The following is a 23,678-nucleotide window of genomic DNA, read 5'->3' on the forward strand; positions in this document are numbered from 1 at the left end:
AGTTTTGGGGCCGTTGGTTATCTCACGGCCTTTCAGATCTACCTCGCGCATAGTCATCTGACACACGCCAGCGATTAAAATCCGAAGGGCGACTTATCCACATTTTTTGTGGATAGCCATGTGGACAACGTGCGTGAGCAGTCGCCAACTCACTAATGCGTAACGGTTTACGGTTCCCCAACGTTTCGGAAGCAGGAACGCTGAGCGCAGCCGGTAATGCATCTTCAGGCGGTTGTTGCAAGCCCCAAGCAAGCCCCAAGCAAGGCCTAATCAAGCCCTGAGCTCGCCCTGCAACGGGCCGCGCGGGCCAAGAACCTGTAATCTGACGGCAGTTCAAGTAATCGGGCCGGACTGAAAACTGGATCCGATCAACCTTCCTGACGTTTCGATCCACACGCAGCACCGCCCTGGAGCATCGATGAAATTCAAGCTGGACTGGACGTGCATCGCGCCATTTGCCGCACTTGTCATCCTCGGACTGACGTTCGCCATGCCGAACGGCTTCCTGTTGATACTCTCCGCCATCGCTCTCGCGTTCGCCGTATTCGCTGCGATCCATCACGCTGAAGTGGTGGCGCATCGCGTTGGCGAGCCGTTTGGCACGCTGGTGCTCGCGATCGCGGTCACGGTGATCGAAGTAGCGTTGATTGTCTCCGTCATGCTGACTGGCGGTCCGGATAAAGCAGCGTTGCCGCGCGACACGGTGTTCGCCACGATCATGATCGTGTGCAATGGGATTGTCGGGCTGTGCCTGCTCGTGGGCGGCATGCGCCATCACGAGCAGAATTTCCAGTTGCAGGGTGCAAGCGCGACGCTCGCGGTTCTCTGTGCACTGTCGGTCCTGACCATGGTTTTGCCGGATTTCACCAGCACGGTGATCGGGCCGGGGCTGTCGACGTCGCAACTGGTGTTCGTGGGCGTGACGTCGCTCGTGCTTTATGTGGTGTTCGTGTTTGTGCAGACGGTGCGCCATCGCGACTATTTCCTGCCGCCCGTGCCTGCACTCGATCCGAACAAAGGCGAATCCGACGATGTTCACGCGCCGCTGCCAACCAACGGATATGCGCTGGCCGCTGGCGGTTTGCTGCTGCTGTCGCTGATTTCGGTGGTCGGGCTGGCGAAATTGCTTTCGCCAGCGGTCGAAGCCGGCGTTGCCCGTGCGGGCGCGCCTGAAGCGGTGGTGGGTGTCGTGATCGCTGCGCTGGTACTGTTGCCAGAAGGCGTCGCCGCAATTCGCGCGGCACGGCTTAACCGCTTGCAGACGAGCTTGAACCTGGCGCTTGGGTCGGCGCTGGCGAGCATTGGGCTGACCATTCCGGCCGTGGCGATGGTATCGCTGGCAATCAGCCAGCCGATTGCGCTGGGTCTGGGGCCGAAGGAAATCGTCTTGCTCGCACTGACCTTGATCGTGAGCGTCTTGACGCTTGGAACCGGGCGCTCGACGCTGCTTCAAGGCGTGGTTCACCTGGTCATTTTCGCGACGTTCTTGTTCCTGTCGGTCGTGCCTTGAGCCGATCCGCGATCTCGTTAGGCGCGCGCCCAGTAAGTGGTCCCGCGCGCGTTGTTGGGGCCTGGAATCGGCGGTTGCAACGATGAAAGGGGGCAATTCAGGCCCGAAAGGACGCGTTGTTGCGTTCACGCTTCGCTTGGCGCTTCGCGACGCCGTCGATCTCAAAAATCTTTTTGCAATGCAGCATCGAATGCGTATAATAAGGGTATTCCCTAACGGGTAATCCCTAGCTTCGCTGAGGTGCTCTCATGAAAACCACTGCTCAAAGTTCGCTCGTCGTTTCGTTCGGTTCCTGGTTCCGCAAGGCCAAGGCCGTCGTTCGCCGCGAAGCCGCTCACGCGCTGAACCTGCATCTGCAAAACTGCGCAGTGCTGGCTGAAGCGTATCGCCGGAAGTAAATCGGCTGCAGGTTGACCAGCCGTTGAGTCGACATACCGATTGAGCCGTTTCATCGCTCTCGAGAGTCGATCAGGCGATCTGGCAGAAGTGAAAAAGGTTGCCGGGAAAATCGCCGGCAACCTATGGCAGCAGAAAGCTGACTGTGCTAAATGCGCGTCAGCCGTCAGGTCAGATTGCCCAGCCGCCGAGATAAAACACGGCAAGCACTGCGGCAATCACCACCGTTCCAACGTTCAGCTTCTTGTATTCGCCGGCTACCACGCGCCCGATCACGAGCGTGCAGAAGCCGAGCATGATGCCGGTCACAATATTCGCCGACAGCACGATGAATACGGCGCAGACGAGACCCGACATGGTGTCGACAAGGTCGTCCATGTGAAGCTTGCTCACGCTGGCGAGCATCAGCAGGCCGACATACATCAGGGCCGGCGCCGTAGCGTAAGAAGGCACGAGCCCAGCGAGCGGCGAGAAGAACATCACCAGCAGGAACATCACGCCAACGGTCGCTGCCGCCAGGCCCGACTTCGCACCCGCTGCCACGCCCACCGTCGATTCAATATAAGCCGCAGCCGGCGCACCGCCCAGGCAAGCAGCGACAATCGAGCTGACCGAGTCCGCCGTCAACGCACGGCCGCCGTTCACAATCCGGCCTTTATCGTCGATCTGACCGGCTTGTCCCGCAACCGCGCGAATCGTGCCCGTGGCATCGAAGACGGCGGTCATCACCAGCGCGAACACACTAGGCAACACGGCCAGCGACAGCGCGCCGCGAATGTCCATGGCCCCGATCAGCGATGCATGTCCAGGCGCGCTCAGCGCGGGCCATGCGAACACGCCGGTAAAACGGACGGCGGGATCGAAGGCGAGTCCCAACGCCGACAGCCCGACCACCACCAGCAAGATGCCTCCCGGTACGCGCCGGCGTTCCAGCCCGATGATCGCAGCGAGTCCGAGGATCGACATCAAGACGGGAAACGCCGTGATATGGCCAAGCGAAACAGGCAAACCCGCGCCCGGATTCTTGACGATCAGGCCAACATCGTTCGATGCAATCAGCAGCAAGAACAAGCCGATACCGATCCCCGTCCCATGTGCCACGCCTGCCGGAAGATTACGCAGGATCCACGAGCGCACGCCCGTGACGGAGATCGCCGTGAAGGTGACGCCCATCAGGAACACAGCGCCGAGCGCGACCGCCGGCGAGAGCCCTTTGCCTAGTACCAGCCCGAACGCGGTGAACGCGGTGAGCGAGATTGCACAGCCGATCGCAATCGGCAGGCGCGCCCAGATGCCCATCAAGAGCGAGCCGAACGCGGTTGTCAGGCAGACCGCCACGAAGACGGCGCGGGTGTCGAAGCCGGCCTTGCCGAGCATGGCCGGGACGACGAACACGGAATAAACCATCGCCAGGAAAGTAGTCACTCCGGCAATGATTTCGCGCCGCTGCGTACTGCCGCGCGCACTGATTTGAAAGTATCGGTCGATCAATCCACTTGATTGGGACGCGGGTGCGTCATCCTGGATGTCGATGCCGCCAAGCGGCTGGGCGTGGGGTTCCATCATGAGCTGTTCTCCTTTATCAGCAGGCTGAAACAAGCGGGCCGGCGGTCGTTGACAGACCGGGGCACGCCGTCTTCAGGGTCGTCTCGATAGGTTTATTTGTTGTGTTGGCGGGAGCCAACGCATTGGACTGGGGCCAGCACAGAGACTAGGGCAACATTAAGCCGCCTCCAATCTCAAAAATGGGATTCCAGTCATGCCGCGATCCTTATAAGGTCCGTTTCAGGTCGGCTTTAGCGGAACGCGCATACGGAGTAAATGCAAAAGGGCCAGGTCTCGAATGACCCTGGCCCTTTTGTCCAACTGGAACTGACCTTGAAGCTGGTGCGCTGATTCGACCCGTTACTGGATCACGCGCGTCACGCCGCGACCACGCGGATCGGCGACCGGTTCTGGCGTCTTGTCATCGATCTTGATGACCTGGATATCGCCATTGAAGCCCTGTTTTGCGAGCGTATAGCCCTTCGCTTCGAGTTCCTTCGCGAGATCGCCGTCAATGGGTTTGTACGGCTCCCAGAAGATCGTGTTCGGCGGCAGCAACTGGTGATGAAAGCGCATCGCTGCCACGGCGTCGGGCAAGGGCATGGAGAAGTCGTAGACGTTGCTGATCACCTGAAAGATCGATGTAAAGATACGCGAACCGCCCGGCGTCCCGATCACCATCGCAACCTGATCGTCCTTCGTGAGGATGGTCGGTGTCATCGAGGAAAGCGGGCGCTTGCGCGGTTCGATGGCGTTGGCGTCGCTGCCTACGACGCCGAACATGTTCGCCACGCCCGGCTTCGAGGAGAAGTCGTCCATCTCGTCGTTCAGCACGACACCCGTGCCGTCCACCACCACGCCCGAGCCAAAATAGCCGTTGATGGTGTACGTATTCGATACCGCGTTGCCCCACTTGTCGACGACCGAGAAGTGCGTGGTTTCTGCTTTTTCAGGCATCGTCGTGCCCAGGCCCGGAACGACGCTCTTGGTATCCGACGGCGTGTCGGGATTGACCTCGGACGCGCGCTTCAGGATGTAGTCATCGTCGATCAGTTGCGCGACCGGCACCTTGTAGAAGTCAGGGTCGCCAAGATACTGGGCGCGATCCGCGAACACGCGCTTCTCAATTTCCGCGGTCAGGTGAATGTATTGCGCGGAATTGAGCGGGACGTTGGCATATTTGTCCTTGAGGTCGGCCTTCATCTTCAGCAACTGAACAAGACCGATACCGCCGGAACTCGGCGGCGGCGCGGTGATGACTCTATAACCGTTCCAGCTCGCGAGCACCGGCTGCCGCCAGACCGCCTTGTATTCCTTCAGGTCCTGCGACGTGATCAAGCCGTGACCCGCCATGGCCGTCGAGATCAAGTCCGCCGTCTGGCCTTCATAAAAACCCTTCGCACCCTTGTCCGAGATACGTTGAAGCGTGGCAGCCAGTTCCGGCTGCTTGAAGTTCACGCTTTTATTCAGGGTTCCGAAGTAACTGTCGAAATTGGTCTTGCCGGCGAAGTCCTTCGATGCGGCGTCCTTGCGTTCCTGCAACTGGTCGCTGACTTCAAAGCCGTCTTGCGCGTACTTGATCGCGGGCGCGACGACCTGTTTCCATTTCAGCTTGCCAAAGCGCTTCTGTGCTTCCCACATGCCCGACACCGTGCCCGGCACGCCGACTGCGCGATACCCGTACAGGCTCATGCCCTTGATGACTTCGCCTTTGTCGTCGAGATACATGTTCTTCGTGGCTGCAATCGGGGCGCGCTCACGATAGTCGAGGAAGTACGGACGATGATCCACGTAGAGCGTCATGAAACCGCCGCCACCCAGGTTGCCCGCTTCCGGATACGTCACCGCCAGCGTGAAGGCGATCGCAACGGCTGCATCGACGGCATTGCCGCCTTCCTTGAGGACCTGTTCGGCGGCGTCGGCTGCGAACTTATCGGCGACTGCTACAGCTGAAGCCGTCAGGACTGCGGGTTGGGCTGCGACTTTTGCGTAAGCGGGCGTGCTTTCGACAAACCCGAGCGAGAGCGAAAATGTTGCAGCAGCGAGCGTTCCAAGTGCGAACGGACGTGTCCGATGCAGTGAACTCACGGACTTCTTCATGGACATCTTTGGATCCTCCTGAAAATGGGTGCGCGCGTGGGTAACAGTCTTGCCCCGAGTCTTGCCCCGAGTCTTGCGCCGTCGCCTTTTCGGGCGAAGGGCCTAGGCGGAGTCGCTCCGGGGCTTATACCACGGGCGTAATTGATTCCGAAAGGGTGGGAAGCCCGTGCTTCATCCGGAGCCGGGCCGTGATGGCCCGGCGTGCAGGGAAGCAAATTGCACGATCCATCCGGTTGCGGGATTCGTTCGGCCACGGGAGGTGACCGGGACCTTGATCGATAGTGTCTCGCCGTCAGGCTGACGGCATGAAGCAGACACAAAGCGCTTGCACAAGGCCCAACGCCCGCGTCGTTCGTCAGGCCTCGACGCCCACGGATGCGGGTGCTTCGTCAAGGTCGTACGTTGCCACAACACGCAGTACCGACTCGCGGAACGAAGCGACCAGATCCGAGCGTATACCGCTGCTCGGATACGACAGCACGTATTCATATTCGATCGCGGCATCGAACGGCCGCACGACCACGCCATGCGCGCGCCACACCTTCGCCGCGAACGGTTCGACGATCGAGATACCCAGACCACCCGCGACCATCGCATAACGCGTGTGTGCGGTATCGGTCATCACGGTGTAGTTTGCCCGGTCTTCGCCGGCTGCGAACAACGATTGCTCGGCCGCATAAGGTTGCCTTGAATTCGGCAGCCAGCCGATGATGCGTTCGCCGCGAAGATCCTGTGCGCGCACGGTTTTTTTCTTCGCCAGCCGATGCGAGGCCGGCATTGCGCACTGCGCCCGCGCGTGCAGCAACTTTTCCACCTCGATCCCCGCAACGGTTGCAAACGCCTGGCTGATGGCGACATCGGCCTTATGGTTTTGCAGGATCGTCAGCACCTCCGGGACTTTTACGGAATCGACACGAATGGGCACACCCGGATGGCGTTCGACGAAGTCGGCCAGGATAGGCGGCAGCAAGGTGCTTGCAAGCACCGGCAAGCAGGCAACGGTCAGTCCTTCGGACGCCTCGTCGCGAATGATTTCGGCGACTTGCTTCAGGCGTTCAAGTCCCAGGAAGTTCTCTTCGACCGACTTAAAAAAGCGCAACCCGGCGTTTGTCGGATTCAAGCGCCCGCCTATGCGGCTGAACAGGCTAAAACCGAGGTCAGCCTCTAAATCGGCGATCAGGCGGCTGATCGCCGGCTGAGTGACGTGCAGCGCTCGCGCTGCACCTACGCTGGTACCCGTCATGATCAACGAGCGGAAAGCTTCTATCTGGCGAAAACGGATCATTGTATTGAATCACCCTGCATGAATCTCAAGGACGCCGATGGTAGCGCGAACTAAAGGTGCCTGCTGATTTACGGCCACGCGCGCGTAGATAAAGCGTAAGTGGGAAGCGAGCGGCGCGAACCTATACCCAAAACACATGGCCTATAACCACATGTGAGTGGATTCCACTTTATTGCTCTGAAATACTCCCGGCGAACTCGGTTCCGCCGTTGGTTCGTACGATATGTGTAAAGTTTTTTGAAGCTGATTGAAGGTGAGAGGTTAAGAAGGAATCGAATGCGCGAGAGGCGACGCACACAATGCCGATCCTCGAACGGTAGATTCGAAAGTGAAATGTTAGGTGGGCTAAGATGCTGGCCGCCGTTCGTCTGCTTCGGCACGCGAACCGCGGTACATAGCGACTAATAGCTACACATAACGGCACGCATCGCCATGTTGCGCAGGGTCAAAAGCCCTTATGCTCCAGCGCTGAGTGCTTGATGAACAGATAAATAATAAGGATTCCCATGACGTTGTTTGCAGTTCGTGTTGCCCGTAGCACCCGCGTTGACGCGTTTTATCGGCCGGGCGATGCTGTCGATCGCCGCGTTTCCAGCAAGTGGCTCACCGTCATTGCCGCGAGTGTCTGCGTTGCAGCTGCAAGCACCGTTCATCTGGCTCATGCGGCTATCGTGCCGCCCGGCGTGCAGCTCGCGGCCAAGCAGGAACTGGTGCGCAACAACGCGTCCGAGGTCGAGACGCTCGATCCGAACCTGGCCGAGAGCGTGCCGTCCAACAACGTCACGCGCGATCTGTTCGAAGGGCTGACCGCAACCGATGCCGACGGCACCGTCGTGCCGGGCGTAGCGGAAAAATGGGAGCAGAAGGATGCAACCACGTGGATCTTCCATCTGCGAAAGAATGCGAAGTGGTCGAACGGCGAGCCGGTTGTCGCGGGCGATTTCGTGTACGGATGCCAGCGTCTGGTCGACCCGAAGATTGCTTCGCCGTACGCCAATACGTTTGGCATCTTCTTGCTGAACGGTGCTGACATCGTGGCGGGCAAGAAGTCGCCGGACACGCTGGGCGTACGCGCAATCGACCCGTACACGGTCGAGATCAAGACGCCTTATCCGGTGTCGTTCATCCCGGAACTGATGTCGAATACGAACCTGGGTCCGCTGAACAAAGCCGCCGTCGACAAGTACGGCAAGGACTGGACCAAGCCCGGCAAGCTCGTAAGCAACGGCGCTTTCATGCTCAAGGACTGGCAGGTGAACAACAAGCTCGTGCTGGCGCGTAACCCGCAATACTGGGACGCAGCCCACGTGCAGTTGTCGCAAGTGACGTACCTTCCGGTCGAAAGCGAGACCACGGACATCAAGCTGTTCCAGTCGGGCGACAACGACTGGGTGTATCAATTGCCGTCCGGCATGTACCCGAAATACAAGCAGCAGTTTGCCGCCGACATGAAGATCGCACCCATGCTCGGACTGCGCTACTACTCGTTCAACAACAAGGACCCGTTGCTCAAGGACGTGCGCGTGCGTCAGGCGCTTTCCATGGTGATTGACCGCGATATCCTCGCGCAACGCGTGACCGCGGACGGTCAGATTCCCGCGTATGGGGTTATCGTGAAAGGCGTGAAGGGTGCTGACGTGACGGCCTACGACTGGTCCACATGGCCGATGGACAAGCGCGTCGACGAAGCGAAAAAGCTCCTCGCGCAAGCAGGCGTAAAGCCGGGCACGACGCTGCACTTCGCGCTGAACACCAGCGACTATCACAAGAAAATGGCTATTTTTGCGGCCTCCGAGTGGAAAACGAAGCTCGGTCTTGACACCCAGATCGATGCAATGGAATTCAAGGTGCTGCTGAAGAAGCGTCATACCGGCGACTACCAGATCGCACGTAACGGCTGGGTCGCGGACTATAACGACGCGACCACGTTCCTGCAGCTCGTGCAGTGCGGTTCGGACCAGAACGACAGCGGCAATTGCAATCCCAAGGCCGACGCGCTGATCAAAGAAGCGAACGAAACCACGGACCAGGTTAAGCGCACGCAGTTGCAAACGCAGGCCGCGAAGCTGGTGATGGACGACTATCCGATCCTGCCGCTGCTGCAATACACCACGGTCCGGTTGGTAAAAAGCTATGTGGGCGGATATTCGGTGAAGAATCCGATGGACCGTTATCGCAGCAAGGACATGTATATCGTGGCGCATTGAGCACCACGCCGGCCTGCCAAACCTATCCAGCAAACAGCAAGAGGCGGTTGCCGTGACGTGCTTGGTCACGGCGCCGCCAGGAGAGATGTCCCATGTGGTCTTATACGTTGAGGCGCGTGCTGTTGACAGTGCCTACGCTGCTGATTGTTATTACAGTGTGCTATCTGCTGCTGCACGCTACGCCGGGCGGCCCGTTCGACGGTGAACGCAAGGTGTCCGCCGAGGTGCTCGCCAACTTGCAGGCGAAATACCATCTTGGCGAGCCGCTGTGGAAGCAGTATTTGCTGTATCTCAACAGTTTGCTGCACGGCGACCTGGGGGCATCGTTTCGATACGCCGACTGGAGCGTCAACGACCTCGTCCTGCGTGCATTGCCGGTGTCGCTGACTATTGGCGGTGTATCGATGGTGCTCGCTATTGTGTTCGGTGTGGTGCTCGGCATTGTCGCCGCGCTGTATCGCAACAGCCCGGCGGATTACCTGCTGATGATCATAGGCAACGCGGGGAGTGCGTTCCCTTCGTTCGTGATCGGACCAGTGCTGATCCTCGTGTTCGCCATCCTGCTGAAATGGCTGCCTGCCGGCGGCTGGAACGGCTTTCATGTGCGCTACATGGTGCTGCCCATCGCGCTGCTCACCATCATCAACGTGGCGACCGTGGGGCGCGTGACCCGCGGCAGCCTGATCGAAGTGATGAACACCAACTACATTCGAACCGCTTACGCCAAGGGCTTGTCGCGCTGGACGGTCGTGCTGCGCCATGCGCTGCGGCCGACCATGATTCCCGTGGTGTCGGTGATCGGTCCGCTCGCGATCGGCTCTATTACGGCAGCAGTGGTGACCGAGTCCGTGTTTTCGTTGCCGGGAATCGGCAAGCTGATCGTGAACGGTGCGGCCAATCGTGATTACACGCTCGTGCTGGGACTGGTCGTGCTGGTGACGGTGGTCGCGGTCCTGCTCAATCTGCTGGTCGATCTCGCCTATGCGTGGCTCGATCCGAAAATCCGCTACTGAAATAATGAGTCAACCAGCATGAGGTCCGTAATGAAACAAGGAACGCTCGTCCCCGCGCTCGAGAGCGTGCTGGCCGTGCCGGTGGCAGGCCGCAGTCCCTGGCAGGACGCCCGGATGCGCTTTGCGCGCAACAAGGCCGCCGTGGCCAGTCTCGTGATCCTGCTGCTGATCACGCTGGCCTGTGCGATCGGCCCCATGCTGCTGCCGAACGCCTTCGATTCCACCGACTGGAACATGATGAGTTCCACGCCAACGTTTGCCAACTGGCACCTGTTTGGCACCGACGATACCGGCCGCGACCTGCTCGTGCGCTGCCTGATTGGCGGCCGCGTCTCGCTGATGATCGGCGGGCTCGCCACGCTGACGTCCGTCACGCTCGGCATTGTGTGGGGCGCGATTGCGGGCTTCGTCGGCGGCCGCGTGGACAACGCCATGATGCGTATTGTCGACATGATGTACGCAATCCCGTACCTGCTGATCGCCATCCTGATGGTCACGCTGCTCGGTCGCGAGTTTTACCTCGTGGTACTTACCATTACCGTGTTTTCGTGGATGGACATGGCGCGTGTCGTACGTGGCCAGACGCTCGCCATCCGCTCCAAGGAATACATCGAAGCGGCGCGTGCTATTGGCGTTTCTACCAGCGGCATCATCCTGCGGCACATCGTTCCGAACCTGCTCGGCATTGTCGCTATTTACACAACGGTTACGGTTCCTGGCGTTATTCTTACGGAGTCCGTGCTATCGTTTCTTGGACTCGGCGTTCAGGAGCCCATGACCAGTTGGGGCGTGCTGATTCAGGATGGCGTTGGCGTGATGGAAACGGCACCCTGGATCCTCCTGTTCCCGGCGGCGTTGTTGTCGGTAACGCTGTATTGCATCAACTTTGTTGGCGACGGTCTGCGCGACGCGCTCGACCCGAAGGATCGGTAAGCACCATGTCACTGCTCAAGGTAAATAATCTGGAAGTCGCCTTCGACTCGCCCGACGCCGTGGTCCGCGCAGTCAACGGCGTCAGTTTTGACCTGGAGGAAGGCAGCACGCTGGGCATTGTCGGCGAATCGGGTTCGGGCAAGAGCCAGAGCGTGCTCTCCATGCTCGGGCTGCTGGCGACGAACGGCCGTGCAAAGGGCAGTGCGATCTATCAGGGTGAGAACCTGCTGACCATGCCGGCGAAGAAGCTGAACCGCATTCGCGGCAACAAGCTTTCCATGATCTTCCAGGACCCCATGACGTCGCTGAATCCGTATCTGACAATCGAACGCCAGATGACGGAAGTGCTTGAGCTGCACAAGAACATGACGCGCCGCGCCGCGAAGAAGCGCTCAATCGAAATGCTGGAAGCGGTGCGCATTCCCGAAGCCGCGCATCGAATTGATCAATACCCGCATGAACTGTCCGGCGGCATGCGCCAGCGCGTGATGATCGCCATGGCGCTGCTGTGCGAGCCGCAAGTGCTGTTTGCCGACGAACCGACCACCGCGCTCGACGTCACCGTCCAGGCGCAGATCCTTCAGCTCCTGCGCAACCTGCAACACGACTTCGGCACGGCGATCGTGCTGATCACCCATGACCTCGGCGTGGTCGCCGGTCTGTGCGAACAGGTCATGGTCATGTACGGCGGCCGCGTGATGGAACAGTGCAATGCAGACAACCTGTTCGCGCGTCCTTCGCATCCCTATACCATCGGTTTGCTGCGCGCATTGCCGCGGCTCGACCAGAGCGACGCGCCGCTAGTCGGCATTCCGGGCAACCCGCCAAACATGGCGCATCCACCGTCGGGATGTCCGTTCCAGGAGCGCTGCATAGATGCAAGCCAGCGGTGCGCTGAAGCAGTCCCGCCGCTCGAATCGTTCGGCGGCGACACCACCTGGCTGCGCGCCTGCAATCGCCCGGTCGAAGAGATGAAGTCGTTGCACGAGGTGGCCCATGTCTGAGCAAACCATCCTGTCAGTACGTGACGTCCGGGTTCATTTCAACGTCAAGGCGAAGAGCAAGTTGCCGTGGGCGCCGTCGCGCACGCTGAAGGCCGTGGACGGCGTGAGTTTCGATCTGAAGGCCGGTGAGACGCTCGGCGTGGTCGGTGAATCGGGCTGCGGCAAGTCAACGCTGTCACGCGCCATCCTCAATCTCATACCCGCTACGCAGGGTGAAATCGTGTGGATGGGCAAGGATCTCAGCGGCGCCACGACGAAGGAGTGGCACAGCGTGCGCGCCGACATTCAGATGATCTTCCAGGACCCGCTTGCTTCGCTCGATCCACGCATGACGGTGGGGCAGATCATTGCGGAGCCGTTGCGCGAACATCGGCCGGGCATGTCGAAGGACGAAATGAACCAGCGGGTGCGCGCGATGATGGCGAAGGTCGGCTTGCGCGAGCAGATGATCAACCGCTACGCGCACGAATTTTCGGGTGGGCAATGCCAGCGTATCGGGATTGCACGTGCGTTGATCGTGGAGCCGAAGCTGATCGTCTGCGACGAACCGGTGTCGGCGCTCGACGTTTCGATCCAGGCGCAGATCGTCAACTTGCTCAAGTCCTTGCAGCAGGAAATGAAGCTCGCGCTGATTTTTATCGCGCACGATCTGGCCGTGGTCAAACACATCTCGGATCGCGTCATGGTCATGTATCTCGGCCACGTCATGGAGCTCGCCGACAAACGTTCGCTCTATGCGCGTCCGCGGCATCCGTACACGCGCGCGTTGCTATCGGCGGTGCCGGTGCCGAATCCGGCTATCGAACGGACGAAGGTCGTGCAGATCCTGTCCAGCGATATCCCCAGTCCGATCAATCCTCCAACGGGTTGCGTCTTTCACACCCGTTGTCCTATAGCGGAGGCGCGTTGTTCGGTCGAAGTGCCACCGCTGCGCACGCTTGAACATGGAGTCGCTGCAGCCTGCTTGCTGGCCTGATTTTTTGCTTGATTGTTTCCCGATCAAGCGCCTGATTTAACCGCCGATTCGACACCCCTGGCAGGGCCGATGGCCTCCGTTCTTAACGGAAGCCAGGGAGTCGTTCGGCCAATCGAGAAACTTTCGTCGTCCCCTTAGTCCCTGTAGTACCCGTAGTCCCTGTGTTTCCCGTAGTTCCTGCCGTCACAACCCTCCGGTGAGTCGTTCCGACCTCGGCGTGTGCTCTCGCTCGCGCTGAAAATATATGAGAACGGCCATCGGTCCTTTACTCGCTGCCCATAAGAATTAAGAGACAAGCAAATGAAACAACAAAAGCGCTCGATCGCTCTATCTCTAATTGTTTTCACTGGTTTGATTTCGCCGACCCTGCCCGCTTTTGCGGACGATGATGATGTTTCAACACGGCATACCGAGGCGCCGCCTAGTTCTCCACCGAATTCCGAAGCGGACGCGCCGATCAGTAATCAGTCGAAGTCTCAGGGGTTTATCGAAGATTCACATTTCAATCTTTTGTTTCGCAGTTATACCGAACACCTCGAAGGAGTAGGCATTCAGAAGAAGGACGCATCGATTCTTGGTAATCAGGCGGTGTTTGAATCGGGGTATACGCGCGGGTTATTTGGTGTAGGTTTCGACGCCTCGCTGTTCAGCGCGTTCAAGCTGAATGGCGGACAAGGCGCCGGTAACCGCGTGCATTTGAATCACGATGGGCAAAGTGGTCAAAATCAGCTCGCCTGGACCTACCCGGGCGTGTGGGACGTGAAAGCGCGGGTATCGAATACAGTTGTTAAATATGGTCAACAGTTATTCGATAATCCCTTTCTCGTTCCCCACGATAACCGCGCATTGCCGCCAACGTACCGGGGTGTTTCTCTTGCGAGCGACGAGATCAAGAACCTGACGCTCAAGGCGGGGAGCGTGGACGCGGTGCTGGCGCGAGGCCAGACCAGCGTCTCGTCGTTGTCGACCGAATACGGCGGGACTCACTTCAGCCGCTTCACGTTCGCAGGCGGTGACTACACGCCCAATGACGATACGGCCGTGTCGTTATACGGCAGCCGCGCGGAAAATGTGTGGGATCAATATTATCTTTCGCTCTCGCACAGTATTGGAGATCCATCGCAGATTCGCTGGACAGGCGGGCTGACCTATTACTACACGCATGACGTGGGGCAGAGTCGCGAAGGGTCCATCAATAATCACGCGTATAGCTTGATGCTCTCGGGTACGCACAACGCGCATACGGTAGCGGTCGGATTCCAGCAGATCGCGAGCAATCAGTTCTTCGATTATGTCGGGCAATCGGCGGGTGATTATCTGGCGAATTCGCTCGACGTTGATTACAACGCGCCGCACGAAAAATCCCTTTCGCTCAGCTATACGGTCAACATGAGCCGTTACGGTGTTCCGGGTTTGAAAGTGACCGCGTGGACGGCGTATGGCTGGGGTGCGGATGCGTCGGACATGGCGAATCGATACGCCGATCCGTCGAACTCACTGCATGATCTCTACTGGAAGAATGGTGAGCCGGTCCATGGCACCCATTACGAATTTGGTGTGATCCCGTCTTATACGTTCGGCTCTGGAAAGCTGAAGGGAACGACTGCAAAGTTCTATTACATGCATCATCACGGCGGCACGTACTACTCGGATTCCAGTAGCGACGTTTATCGTTTGATGGTTAATGTCCCGGTTAATCTATTCTAGAAGCGTGTTTTGAATTCAGCCCGCCAAGGTTCGCCCCGGCGGGCTTTTTTTGAGCTCGTTCGCGGTCCGAGCCCCTCTAACGCTGCACACCCCATCGACGAACCGTAAGCCGTTCGAAGGTATCGAAGACAAGGTGCTCGACGACCAGACCGATCACGATCACCGCTGCCAATCCCGCAAATACGCGATCCGTATATAGCTCGTTACGGTTCTGAAAGATGTACCAGCCGAGACCGCCATTTCCGGAGCTGGCGCCGAATACCAGTTCCGCGGCGATCAACGTTCGCCATGCAAACGCCCAGCCCACGCGAAGCCCGGCGAGGATCGAAGGCAAGGCTGCGGGGACCAGGATCAGCAGTACATGCCGAAGCCCCTTCAGTCCGTAGTTGCGGCCGGTCATGCGCAGCGTTTCCGGTACCGATTGAAAGCCGGAATAGGTGTTCAACGCGAGCGGCCACAGCACCGAATGCACCAGCACGAACAGCAGGCTGCCTGTGCCCAGGCCGAACCACAACAACGCCAGTGGCAGCAGCGCAATGGACGGCAACGGGTTGAACATGGCGGTCAACATGGACAGCAGGTCGCGGCCAAAGCGCGTGGACACAGCAAGCGATGTCAACACAAATGCGAGCGCCACGCCGAGCAGATACCCTCGCAACAGCACGGACAGGGAGATCGCCGTTTTGGCGATGAGTTCGCCCGACCAGATGCCCTGCACGAACGCAATCAATGTGTCGGTGAAGGTAGGCAGCAGCAGGTCGTTGCCAACCGCACGCGCGGCCACTTCCCAGATTCCGATCAGCACCAGGGCGATCAACGTCTTGCGCAACCACGTCTGATTTGAGAGCCGCTTGCCGAACGGTAACGGCGCCTCCACGGCGACATCCTGCAGCGGTTCGGGAATGCGTTCGTATTCTTCGCGAACCGGTGGCGCGAGCGCGGCAGCGTCGAACGAGGGAATGGTCGGCGTGCTCATTGAGCCACCTCCGTGTCTTCAAACAGCAGCCGATGAATGCGCGCAACGCTTTGCTGAAAGTCGTTGCGCCCCGAGCTGTCCTTGGTGAATTGATGGCTGTTCAATTCGGCGCGCACGCGGCCGGGATGCGGCGTCAACAGCAATATCCGGTTGCCGACAATCAACGCTTCTTCAATCGAGTGCGTGACGAACAGCAGCGTGAAACTCGCCTCTTCCCACAAGCGCAGCAGTTCCTCCTGCATCTTGCGGCGCGTGAGCGCATCGAGCGCGGCGAACGGCTCGTCCATCAGCAGCACGCGGGGTTGCATCGCGAGTGCGCGAGCGATCGCCACGCGCTGTTTCATGCCACCGGAAAGTGTGTGCGGGTAAGCATCGGCGAAAGCGGTGAGGCCCACTTTATCCAGGAAGTGCAGGGCCCGTTCGCGGGCTTCCGCACGGCTCAGTTTCTTCGCGACACGCAATGGAAAGGTCACGTTTTGCAGCACGGTTTTCCATGGCGGCAACTGATCGAATTCCTGGAATACGACAATGCGATCAGTGCCGGGACCTCGCACGATTTTGTCGTCGATACGGATGGTGCCAGCAGTCGGTTCGATAAAACCCGCGACCGCTTTCAGCAGCGTCGACTTTCCGCAACCCGATGGGCCGAGCAGCACGAAGCGGTCGCCGCCGTACACGTCGAAGCTGACTTCATGCGTCGCGCGCACGATGCGCTCGCGGGTGCGGTACTCGAGGCTGACGTTATCGACGGTGAGAAGCTTCGCGCTCGTCGCGGGAGCATCGCGGCTCCCGGGCGGCGGATATAGAACGGTAGGGTTGGCGGCCATGGCTGTGCATTCGTGCATAAAACACGACCATAGCGGGGCGGCACGCGCGCGTGAACCAATCATTGGGCATATTCAAAACACGCCGACGCATAAGCGACGGTTTTGCCGTTTGATTGCCGCAATCGGATGTTGGAGCGAGGGTCAAAAAAACGCCCGCTGCGTCGCGGGCGTTCATGACACGCAGCCATGCAGCAGGCGGATTCAGCTACCGTTCCCAAGGGCCGGATCGGCGAAGAAATAGTCTTGCCATGTCTTCGGCTGATTCTTGATCGCGCCGACCCGGTACATGAACTGGGCAAGCCCAAGGGTGTTTTGCGGCGCGATCTTGAACTGCGTATCCGGGTTCTTGATGATCCCGATCAGCAGCTTGCGGTCGATCCTGGCGTTGTTCACGCGGATATAGATATCGGCAGCCGCTTCTGGATTCGCTGCGACGAAACGCGCGGCATCGGCAAGCGCCGCGATGAACGCGTGATACGTCTTAGGATTGTTATCGTGGAATTTTTCTGTCGCGTAGAGCACGGTGGACGAGCCGGGACCGCCGAGGACATCGTAGGAATTCAGCACGATATGGGCTTTCGGATTGCCCGCCAGTTCCTGTTCCTGGAACGGCGGATTGCCGAAGTGCCCGGTGATTTCCGTCCCGCCGGCAATGATCGCGGCGGCGGCATCGGGGTGCGGCACTGCTTGCGTCAGCTTGTCGAGACGATCGTAGTCCTTGTCGCCCCAACGCTTCGCGGCAGCGAATTGCAGCACGCGCGATTGCACCGACACCGATACCGCCGGCACTGCAATGCGGTCCTTCTCCGTGAAATCCGCGATGGTTTTCACGTTCGGATTATTCGATACCAGGAAGTACGGCAGATTGCCCAGCGAGGCTACGCCCTTCACATTCTGCTTGCCGTGCGTCCGGTCCCAGATCGTCATCAACGGGCCGACGCCTGCAGCCGCGATGTCGATGGAATTGGACAACAGCGCGTCGTTGATTGCCGCGCCACCCGATAACTTCAGCCAGTCCACCTTGATATCGACACCGGCTTTCTTGCCTTCCTGTTCGATCAATTTTTGGTCACGCGCAACGTTCAGCAGCAGATACACCACGCCGAACTGCTCCGCGATACGGAGCGTGCCCTCGGCGCGCGCGGGCGCGGGTGCCGCAAACGACGAGAGGGCAACGGAGACGGAGAGGAACGCGGCAGTGAACGAGCGCAGCGATGAACGGGAACCCCCGGGTCCCCGCCGAAAGAAGAGCGAAAGCGGCATTGAAAGTCCGAAGAGATTTTTTTTGGAGTTTGATTTAAGACAGGGCGCTTGACCCCTCAGAACGGCGTATCGCCTTCAATCGTCGTTCGATACATCTTTCTGCGCAGATGATCCGGCGTGCCCGCTGCAAGGTGCATGAGCGAGCGGTTGTCCCAGAACACGAGGTCGTGTTCGCGCCAGACATGGCGGTAGATGTGTTCATCGCGAACGCTGTGTTCGAAGAGGGCCTGCAGCAGGTCGCGGCTCTCGTCTTCCGGCAAGCCGATCACGTGCGTGGTGAAGTGCTCACTGACGAACAGCGCCTTGCGGCCCGTTTCCGGATGCGTGCGCACGATCGGATGTACAACCGGTTTTACTTCCGCGATCTGTTCGGCTGACAGGTTGGGGCGCCACGGGCTGCGCTTTTGCAGTTCAGCGTATTTCGCCAGATAGGTGTGCTCGGCCGAGCGTCCCTTTACGGCGTCGCGCAGTGCTTGCGGCAGCGTGTCCCATGCCAGATGCATGTTGGCGAACAGCGTGTCGCCGCCTTCGGCCGGCAATTCCTGCGCATGCAGCAAGGAACCGAGGCTCGGTGTTTCCTTGTATGAAAGATCCGAATGCCAGAAATGCCCGGCGTCGCCGAGACCGATCGGTTTGCCGTCTTCGAGCACGTTCGAGACAATCAGAATCTCCGGGTGACCGGTCAACTGGAACTGGCGCAGCACGTGGATTTGCAGCGGACCGAAACGGCGGCTGAAGCTGATTTGCTGGTCGGGCGTGATGCGCTGGTCGCGGAACACGACCACGTGATGATCGAGATGGGCTTGATGAATGCGCTTGAAATCGTTGTCGGCAAGGGGCTGACTCAGGTCGAGACCTGTCACTTCAGCGCCCAGCGGCGCGCCTTCAAACGGTGTGATTTCGATGGTCTGGTGCGGGGATAAGGTTGTCACGCGGGACTCGTCAATTCAATTCGGGGCGGGAACGCTGAGGTGAAGCGGCAAGACGTACCAAGAGAATACGCCGCAAAAACCCTGCTTAGACCCCGAATCTAGAATCCCCTGACTACAACGTCAACGAACCAAATCCCATACGCTTATCTGTTTTAGCGATAAACAGGCCGCTCCAGTAGAGGCGCGGCCACTCAGGCTCCATTCAGACTCGCCGAATCACTGGTGGTTATGCGCCGGATCGCTGCAATGAGCGCAGCCGGCCGCGCTGTCATTCCACGACGAACTCAGGATCAGGCTGCAGAAATTCAGGCGCTTGTACGTGGGGTCCTTGAGCGCGAGGACATCCGCTTTCACGTTGCCGAACGTGGTCTCGGGCTTTTTGATCGTGCCGTGAGCGAACGCATCGATGATCCCTTCCTTGAAATTCACCTCACGCGGATGCACGGCGATAACCTGCTTGCGCTGCGACTCCGTGAATTCATCGTAGGCGAGTCCGAGCACGTCCATCTCCACGCCCGCCGTAACCAGCGCGACCACCGGCTTCTTGTGCTGCGGAATGCCCGGCGTCGTGTGCAATGCGATCGAATCCCACACTTGTTCTATGTCGTGCTCGTTAATGCCGTAACCCTTCAGGAAGTCGCGTGCGGCGTTTGCACCGTCCACTTCGAAGCGATCAGTCGTGCTGCTGTACGCATCGATCAGGCCCATGTCATGGAACATCGCGCCGATGTAAAGCAATTCCGCGTCGTAGGCGAGTTTGCGACGCTCGCCGGTCAGCGCGCCGAACAGGAACACGCGGCGCGAGTGGTTATAGAGCAGGTCCGGCTCGGTATCGCGGACGAGTTCGGTGGCGGCGCGCGCCATGGCGCTGTCGGGAATGTGGATGCCGGCGATGGTGGTGGTCATGTTGAATGCTCCTTGAATGTTGGGCTGTCCTCGATGTCGCGCTTGTTGTCGCGAACAGCTTGCTAAAATGCGCTGTCCGAAGCGGGTCATCGGGAGAAACGAAAGGGTGTTGACGACGAATTCAGTGTCGCCGGACGTCGCCGCGGCCGCAATGCAATGGGTCCGTCGAAGTCTGCCAACCGCACGGCGTCTCCTGCCAAGTGCGTGAAATGCTTGAAAAATTGGCCCTTTCGCATGGGATCGCAATCAATTGCCTGGAACTGGAGAAAGACGTAATGCGTAGCGTCGCCATCGCGATTTTTCCGCAAGTGCAGGCGCTCGATGTCGCCGGTCCACTCGATGTATTCGCCGAAGCGAATGGTTTCGTCGAGCCGGGCGAAGGCTACGCAATCACAGTGGTCAGCGCGGAAAACGTGCCCGTGCGCGCGTCCAACGGCACGCGAATGCTGGCGGACGTTACTTGTGACGCGCCGCAGCAGCATTACGACGTCGCCCTCGTGGCGGGCGGTCCCGGGCTGCCTTTCGATCCCCCCGATTTGCGCCTGAGCACGTGGCTGCGTGACGTGGCTTCCCGTTGCGAGCGCTACGGTTCTATCTGCACTGGCGCGTTCGCGCTGGGTCACGCCGGTCTGATCGATGGCCGTCATGTCACGACGCACTGGCAAAATGCGCCACAACTCGCACGGCAATTTCCGCTGGCCCGCGTTGAGCTCGACCGTATTCATATTCGCGACGGCAGCCTGGTGACATCGGCGGGCGTGACGGCGGGGATCGATGTTGCTCTCTCGCTGGTCGCTGAAGACCACGGGCCGCGGATCGCGCTCGCTGTCGCCAAACGTCTGGTGGTATTTGCGCAGCGTCGCGGCGGTCAGTCGCAATTCAGCCCGTATTTGAGTGCGCCCGCCGATGAAACCTCGCCGGCCGCGAAGGTGCAAGCCTACGTGATGGAGCATATCGGCGAACGGATGACGGTTGAAAAACTTGCGCAGATCGCGGGCATGAGCGAGCGCAATTTCGCGCGGGCGTTTGTTGAGGCAACGAGCGTGACGCCACATGATTTCGTGGAGCAAGCACGTATTGATGCAGCACGAAACGCATTGGAAAGCAGCGCGACGCCATTGAAAACGATCGCGTATGAGTGCGGTTTCGGCACGGCGGACCGCATGCGAATTGTGTTCAGGCAACGCCTGGGCGTGTCGCCGAATGATTATCGCCTGAGCTTTCAGAAGCTCGGAGCGGACGGTTGACGATGTAGGTACGAACGGTCGTGACCGTATGCTGGACCGCTTCATGCTCCCTTCGTACTGACGAATGACACAAGCGTCCGCGAGTGCGCCGATATCTTTAATTTGTTCTTGAACGGATCGGCGCGGACCCATGAATCTGGAGATGTTATGAAAGATGCTTATGAACGACGTGCGCTATTGCTGCATCTGGGCGATGTGCTGGAGGCGCTGTCGTGCTTGTCGCGTGGCGGCCAGCGATACGCCACACTCGGCGATGCAATAGCGCGCGAGGACTCGCTTGCCACTTTCACGTGGCTCGGATATCTCGATGCCGCCATGACCCCGCAACAGGTGAACGAACGCGCGACCGCCGCGTTTTTCCTGTGGCCGAAAACGCTCCTCGATCAAGACCTCAACCGGGCATTGCTGGCATCGACGGTGCAGCACGATCTTTTTGCAGGAAACGCGGAAGGGTGGGCGCGTTATGTCAGTGAGCGTAGAGCCGAGGTCGCGTGGTTTGCCGAAGGGCTGCCCGCACCGTCAGACGAACCTACGCCGGAATCGCGCTTTAGCCGGTGGCCCTGGCCGGCCGAGTCCGGCGCATCCTGAGGCCTTGGCGCTTCCGCTCAAGCCGCTTGTTCGCGCGACAAGACCGCTTGCAAGAAGCTGCGTGTGCGAGCTTCGCGCGGCGCCCCGAAAATCTGTTCCGGCGGTCCCGCCTCGATCACGCTGCCATGGTCCATCACCACGATCGTGTCCGCCACATCGCGCGCAAAGTTCATCTCATGCGTGACGATCAGCATGGTCATGCCTTCGCTCGCCAGCGCCTGCATGACCTGCAGTACTTCACCGACCAGTTCGGGATCGAGCGCGGATGTGGGTTCATCGAAGAGCATGACTTGCGGATGCATTGCAAGCGCCCGTGCAATCGCCACGCGCTGCTTTTGTCCACCAGACAAAGTGCCCGGATATACATCGGCCTTATGACCGAGCCCGACCTTCGCCAGCAGCGCGCGCGCTTCTGCGTCAGCTTCCGCCGCGCTCACGCGAGCTAGCGAACGCGGCGCGAGCGTGACGTTCTGCAGCACGGTCAGGTGCGGGAACAGGTTGAACGATTGAAACACCATGCCGACGTCCTTTCGGATCCGGTTCAGGCCGTTTTCATCGATCATCCGGCCGTTGTCAACTAGCGCATGGCCGCAGATCCGGACCGTGCCCTCTTCGGCCGTTTCCAGTCCATTCAAACAGCGCAGGAACGTGCTCTTTCCCGAACCGCTTGGCCCGATCACCACGATCACCTGAGAGGGCTGGACGTCCATATCGATACCGTTCAACACACGGTTGGACCCGAACGACTTCGCCAGTTGCCTGACTGAAACAATAGGCTCTTTGAGGGTTGTGCTCATGATCAGACTCTCCCGTCGGCACGCAGCGTTTTTTCTGTCTTGCGCAATGCCAGTGACGTCGCGCTCGTCAGAATCAGGTAGATAAACGCGATTACGATATACACCTCCAGCGACCGGTACGACACGCTGATGATCTTCTCGCCCTCGTGCATCAGGTCGTTGATCGTCAGCAAGGAGACCAGCGCCGAGTTCTTGATCAATGCAATAAACTCATTGCCAAGCGGCGGAATCATGCGCACGAACGCTTGCGGCAAGATCACCTTGCGCATCGACATTCGATAAGGCATCCCAAGCGATCTTGCGGCTTCCATCTGCCCGCGATCCACCGATTGAATCGAACCGCGCACGATCTCCGACACATACGCGCCGCTATAAACGCCGAGTCCGAGCACGCCGCAAGCAAACGCGGGCAGCATGATGCCGAACTGCGGCAGCCCGAAGAACAGGATGAAAAGCTGCACGAGCAAGGGCGTACCGCGTATGAACGTGAGATAGGCGGTGCAGATGCCATAGACCACGCGGCGCTGCGGCGCGAGCCTGCCAATTCCGACTAACAGGCCCAGCACGCAGCCCAGTACGAGCGAACAAGCCGTGACTTCGATAGTCGTCGCAGCGCCGGTTGCGAGTGCTTCCCAGCCTGCCCACACGGGCGAAAAATCGAGCGTCATCGGTTACTCCTCTCCGGTAAGGTCTGTCGCGTTACTGCTTGCCGAACCACTTCGTCGCGAGCGCGTCGTAGGTGCCGTTAGCGCGCAGTGTCTGCAACGCCTTGTTCATCTGCGCGGTCAGCGCGGTTTCGTCCTTGCGCAACGCGAAGCCGTACAGCTCGGTCGTCAGCCCCTTATCAAGAACACGCACGTTGGGCTGTACCTTCGCGTATTCGACAGCGGCGGGGCGGCCGGTCACCGCGGCATCGGCGCGGCCGATGTTCACGAGATCAAACATCTCCTGGTTCTTCTCGACCTCCAAGCGTTGCACCTTCGGAAAGTTGTCTTTCAGGAAGGCGACCGACTTCGTGCCGACCTGCACGGTGACTTTCTTGCCGTCGAGATCGGCGGGTGTCTTGATCGATGTGTCGTTCTTGCGCACCAGCACGACAAGACCACCCTTGTAGTACGGATCGGTGAAATCGACGACCTTGCGGCGCTCGTCCGTCATGTAGATACCCGACGCCGCAACGTCGAAGCGATTCGCGACCAGCCCCGGAATCAGCCCCTTGAAGTCGATATCCACCCATTGCACTTTCTTGCCCATGGTCTTCGCCAACGCTTCGATCAGCTCGATATCGAAGCCCGTGCGCTTGCCGTCCTTGACGAATTCGAGCGGCGGGAAAGTCGCGTCGGTTGCCACGCGAATGGTGTCATCGGCGGCACGGGCGGCGGGCGCGGCGGCCACGCTGACTACAACGGCGAGCGCGAGGGCGGAAAGTATCTGGGTCAGTTTCATATTGGTTTCCTTGGGTGGCG

General features: G+C 59.4%; 21 protein-coding genes. 10 read left to right on the forward strand and 11 right to left on the reverse strand.

Annotated elements, in window-relative coordinates; all coding sequences use genetic code 11:
- Window positions 1-418 precede the first annotated feature (418 nt).
- Window positions 419-1,510, forward strand: coding sequence for a calcium:cation antiporter (locus tag ACMX25_RS34230; protein WP_414954323.1), 1,092 nt, complete (start codon window positions 419-421; stop codon window positions 1,508-1,510).
- Between the two features lie 248 nt (window positions 1,511-1,758).
- Entirely contained in the window at window positions 1,759-1,908 is a 150-nt protein-coding gene (locus ACMX25_RS34235) for a hypothetical protein (RefSeq protein WP_213762224.1), read from the forward strand.
- A gap of 169 nt (window positions 1,909-2,077) precedes the next feature.
- On the opposite strand, the gene ACMX25_RS34240 is transcribed toward ACMX25_RS34235, so the two are convergent.
- The 3 genes from ACMX25_RS34240 to ACMX25_RS34250 all read right to left on the reverse strand — a co-directional run bounded on the left by ACMX25_RS34240 (window position 2,078) and on the right by ACMX25_RS34250 (window position 6,836).
- Window positions 2,078-3,472, reverse strand: coding sequence for an NCS2 family permease (locus ACMX25_RS34240; RefSeq protein ID WP_414954324.1), 1,395 nt, complete (start codon window positions 3,470-3,472; stop codon window positions 2,078-2,080).
- Between the two features lie 339 nt (window positions 3,473-3,811).
- Window positions 3,812-5,551, reverse strand: coding sequence for a gamma-glutamyltransferase (gene ggt, locus ACMX25_RS34245; RefSeq protein ID WP_414954349.1), 1,740 nt, complete (start codon window positions 5,549-5,551; stop codon window positions 3,812-3,814).
- A 355-nt stretch (window positions 5,552-5,906) separates the two neighbouring features.
- Window positions 5,907-6,836, reverse strand: coding sequence for a LysR substrate-binding domain-containing protein (locus ACMX25_RS34250; protein ID WP_414954325.1), 930 nt, complete (start codon window positions 6,834-6,836; stop codon window positions 5,907-5,909).
- A 506-nt stretch (window positions 6,837-7,342) separates the two neighbouring features.
- Here ACMX25_RS34250 and ACMX25_RS34255 point away from each other — a divergent pair.
- The 6 genes from ACMX25_RS34255 to ACMX25_RS34280 all read left to right on the forward strand — a co-directional run bounded on the left by ACMX25_RS34255 (window position 7,343) and on the right by ACMX25_RS34280 (window position 14,676).
- Window positions 7,343-9,043, forward strand: coding sequence for a peptide ABC transporter substrate-binding protein (locus ACMX25_RS34255; RefSeq protein ID WP_414954326.1), 1,701 nt, complete (start codon window positions 7,343-7,345; stop codon window positions 9,041-9,043).
- A 92-nt stretch (window positions 9,044-9,135) separates the two neighbouring features.
- Window positions 9,136-10,056 carry an ABC transporter permease subunit gene (locus ACMX25_RS34260; RefSeq protein ID WP_299709629.1) on the forward strand — a complete coding sequence of 307 codons (921 nt, stop codon included), beginning with the start codon at window positions 9,136-9,138 and terminating at the stop codon, window positions 10,054-10,056.
- 30 nt (window positions 10,057-10,086) lie between these two features.
- A complete protein-coding gene (locus tag ACMX25_RS34265; protein WP_299709631.1) occupies window positions 10,087-10,989 on the forward strand; it encodes an ABC transporter permease subunit in 903 nt (300 codons plus the stop codon).
- A gap of 5 nt (window positions 10,990-10,994) precedes the next feature.
- Window positions 10,995-11,993: an ABC transporter ATP-binding protein gene (locus ACMX25_RS34270; protein WP_414954327.1), complete on the forward strand. Its 999-nt coding sequence runs from the start codon at window positions 10,995-10,997 to the stop codon at window positions 11,991-11,993.
- Window positions 11,986-12,969: a murein tripeptide/oligopeptide ABC transporter ATP binding protein OppF gene (gene oppF / locus ACMX25_RS34275; protein WP_414954328.1), complete on the forward strand. Its 984-nt coding sequence runs from the start codon at window positions 11,986-11,988 to the stop codon at window positions 12,967-12,969. Before ACMX25_RS34270 ends, oppF begins: the two co-directional genes overlap by 8 nt.
- 300 nt (window positions 12,970-13,269) lie before the next feature.
- Window positions 13,270-14,676 (forward strand): OprD family outer membrane porin, encoded by a 1,407-nt coding sequence (locus ACMX25_RS34280; protein WP_414954329.1) that lies wholly within the window; start codon window positions 13,270-13,272, stop codon window positions 14,674-14,676.
- Between the two features lie 76 nt (window positions 14,677-14,752).
- On the opposite strand, the gene ACMX25_RS34285 is transcribed toward ACMX25_RS34280, so the two are convergent.
- The 5 genes from ACMX25_RS34285 to ACMX25_RS34305 all read right to left on the reverse strand — a co-directional run bounded on the left by ACMX25_RS34285 (window position 14,753) and on the right by ACMX25_RS34305 (window position 19,580).
- On the reverse strand, window positions 14,753-15,652 hold the full coding sequence (locus ACMX25_RS34285; protein WP_414954330.1) for an ABC transporter permease: 900 nt from the start codon (window positions 15,650-15,652) through the stop codon (window positions 14,753-14,755).
- Window positions 15,649-16,479 (reverse strand): ABC transporter ATP-binding protein, encoded by an 831-nt coding sequence (locus tag ACMX25_RS34290; protein WP_414954331.1) that lies wholly within the window; start codon window positions 16,477-16,479, stop codon window positions 15,649-15,651. Before ACMX25_RS34290 ends, ACMX25_RS34285 begins: the two co-directional genes overlap by 4 nt.
- A 201-nt stretch (window positions 16,480-16,680) precedes the next feature.
- Complete coding sequence (locus tag ACMX25_RS34295) at window positions 16,681-17,742, reverse strand: ABC transporter substrate-binding protein (protein WP_414954332.1); 1,062 nt, start codon at window positions 17,740-17,742, stop codon at window positions 16,681-16,683.
- A gap of 56 nt (window positions 17,743-17,798) precedes the next feature.
- Complete coding sequence (locus ACMX25_RS34300) at window positions 17,799-18,674, reverse strand: TauD/TfdA dioxygenase family protein (RefSeq protein ID WP_414954333.1); 876 nt, start codon at window positions 18,672-18,674, stop codon at window positions 17,799-17,801.
- 216 nt (window positions 18,675-18,890) lie between these two features.
- A complete protein-coding gene (locus ACMX25_RS34305) occupies window positions 18,891-19,580 on the reverse strand; it encodes an HD domain-containing protein (RefSeq protein ID WP_414954334.1) in 690 nt (229 codons plus the stop codon).
- Between the two features lie 275 nt (window positions 19,581-19,855).
- Between ACMX25_RS34305 and ACMX25_RS34310 the strand changes: the two genes are divergently transcribed.
- Entirely contained in the window at window positions 19,856-20,827 is a 972-nt protein-coding gene (locus ACMX25_RS34310) for a GlxA family transcriptional regulator (RefSeq protein WP_414954335.1), read from the forward strand.
- 147 nt (window positions 20,828-20,974) lie between these two features.
- Window positions 20,975-21,415, forward strand: coding sequence for a hypothetical protein (locus ACMX25_RS34315; RefSeq protein WP_414954336.1), 441 nt, complete (start codon window positions 20,975-20,977; stop codon window positions 21,413-21,415).
- Window positions 21,416-21,432: 17 nt separating this feature from the next.
- On the opposite strand, the gene ACMX25_RS34320 is transcribed toward ACMX25_RS34315, so the two are convergent.
- Genes ACMX25_RS34320 through ACMX25_RS34330 form a run of 3 tightly spaced genes read right to left on the reverse strand, consistent with a single transcriptional unit; the run spans window position 21,433 to window position 23,658 of the window.
- Window positions 21,433-22,212 (reverse strand): amino acid ABC transporter ATP-binding protein, encoded by a 780-nt coding sequence (locus ACMX25_RS34320; RefSeq protein ID WP_414954337.1) that lies wholly within the window; start codon window positions 22,210-22,212, stop codon window positions 21,433-21,435.
- 2 nt (window positions 22,213-22,214) lie between these two features.
- Entirely contained in the window at window positions 22,215-22,880 is a 666-nt protein-coding gene (locus tag ACMX25_RS34325) for an amino acid ABC transporter permease (protein ID WP_414954338.1), read from the reverse strand.
- 31 nt (window positions 22,881-22,911) lie between these two features.
- Complete coding sequence (locus tag ACMX25_RS34330) at window positions 22,912-23,658, reverse strand: transporter substrate-binding domain-containing protein (protein ID WP_414954339.1); 747 nt, start codon at window positions 23,656-23,658, stop codon at window positions 22,912-22,914.
- Window positions 23,659-23,678: the final 20 nt, after the last annotated feature.

It is taken from the genome of Caballeronia eucalypticola (assembly GCF_047608185.1).
Classification (GTDB): Bacteria; Pseudomonadota; Gammaproteobacteria; order Burkholderiales; family Burkholderiaceae; genus Caballeronia.

Excerpts from the sequence above, each read along its gene's own strand:
- ACMX25_RS34265 (WP_299709631.1), top strand. The coding sequence starts at position 10,087 with ATGAAACAAGGAACGCTCGTCCCCGCGCTCGAGAGCGTGCTGGCCGTG.
- ACMX25_RS34280 (WP_414954329.1), top strand. The coding sequence starts at position 13,270 with ATGAAACAACAAAAGCGCTCGATCGCTCTATCTCTAATTGTTTTCACT.
- ACMX25_RS34230 (WP_414954323.1), top strand. The coding sequence starts at position 419 with ATGAAATTCAAGCTGGACTGGACGTGCATCGCGCCATTTGCCGCACTT.
- ACMX25_RS34325 (WP_414954338.1), bottom strand. The coding sequence starts at position 22,880 with ATGACGCTCGATTTTTCGCCCGTGTGGGCAGGCTGGGAAGCACTCGCA.
- ACMX25_RS34240 (WP_414954324.1), bottom strand. The coding sequence starts at position 3,472 with ATGATGGAACCCCACGCCCAGCCGCTTGGCGGCATCGACATCCAGGAT.
- oppF (WP_414954328.1), top strand. The coding sequence starts at position 11,986 with ATGTCTGAGCAAACCATCCTGTCAGTACGTGACGTCCGGGTTCATTTC.
- ACMX25_RS34250 (WP_414954325.1), bottom strand. The coding sequence starts at position 6,836 with ATGATCCGTTTTCGCCAGATAGAAGCTTTCCGCTCGTTGATCATGACG.
- ACMX25_RS34235 (WP_213762224.1), top strand. The coding sequence starts at position 1,759 with ATGAAAACCACTGCTCAAAGTTCGCTCGTCGTTTCGTTCGGTTCCTGG.
- ACMX25_RS34255 (WP_414954326.1), top strand. The coding sequence starts at position 7,343 with ATGACGTTGTTTGCAGTTCGTGTTGCCCGTAGCACCCGCGTTGACGCG.
- ACMX25_RS34295 (WP_414954332.1), bottom strand. The coding sequence starts at position 17,742 with ATGCCGCTTTCGCTCTTCTTTCGGCGGGGACCCGGGGGTTCCCGTTCA.
- ACMX25_RS34260 (WP_299709629.1), top strand. The coding sequence starts at position 9,136 with ATGTGGTCTTATACGTTGAGGCGCGTGCTGTTGACAGTGCCTACGCTG.
- ggt (WP_414954349.1), bottom strand. The coding sequence starts at position 5,551 with ATGAAGAAGTCCGTGAGTTCACTGCATCGGACACGTCCGTTCGCACTT.
- ACMX25_RS34270 (WP_414954327.1), top strand. The coding sequence starts at position 10,995 with ATGTCACTGCTCAAGGTAAATAATCTGGAAGTCGCCTTCGACTCGCCC.
- ACMX25_RS34320 (WP_414954337.1), bottom strand. The coding sequence starts at position 22,212 with ATGAGCACAACCCTCAAAGAGCCTATTGTTTCAGTCAGGCAACTGGCG.
- ACMX25_RS34285 (WP_414954330.1), bottom strand. The coding sequence starts at position 15,652 with ATGAGCACGCCGACCATTCCCTCGTTCGACGCTGCCGCGCTCGCGCCA.
- ACMX25_RS34310 (WP_414954335.1), top strand. The coding sequence starts at position 19,856 with ATGCGTAGCGTCGCCATCGCGATTTTTCCGCAAGTGCAGGCGCTCGAT.
- ACMX25_RS34305 (WP_414954334.1), bottom strand. The coding sequence starts at position 19,580 with ATGACCACCACCATCGCCGGCATCCACATTCCCGACAGCGCCATGGCG.
- ACMX25_RS34315 (WP_414954336.1), top strand. The coding sequence starts at position 20,975 with ATGAAAGATGCTTATGAACGACGTGCGCTATTGCTGCATCTGGGCGAT.
- ACMX25_RS34290 (WP_414954331.1), bottom strand. The coding sequence starts at position 16,479 with ATGGCCGCCAACCCTACCGTTCTATATCCGCCGCCCGGGAGCCGCGAT.
- ACMX25_RS34330 (WP_414954339.1), bottom strand. The coding sequence starts at position 23,658 with ATGAAACTGACCCAGATACTTTCCGCCCTCGCGCTCGCCGTTGTAGTC.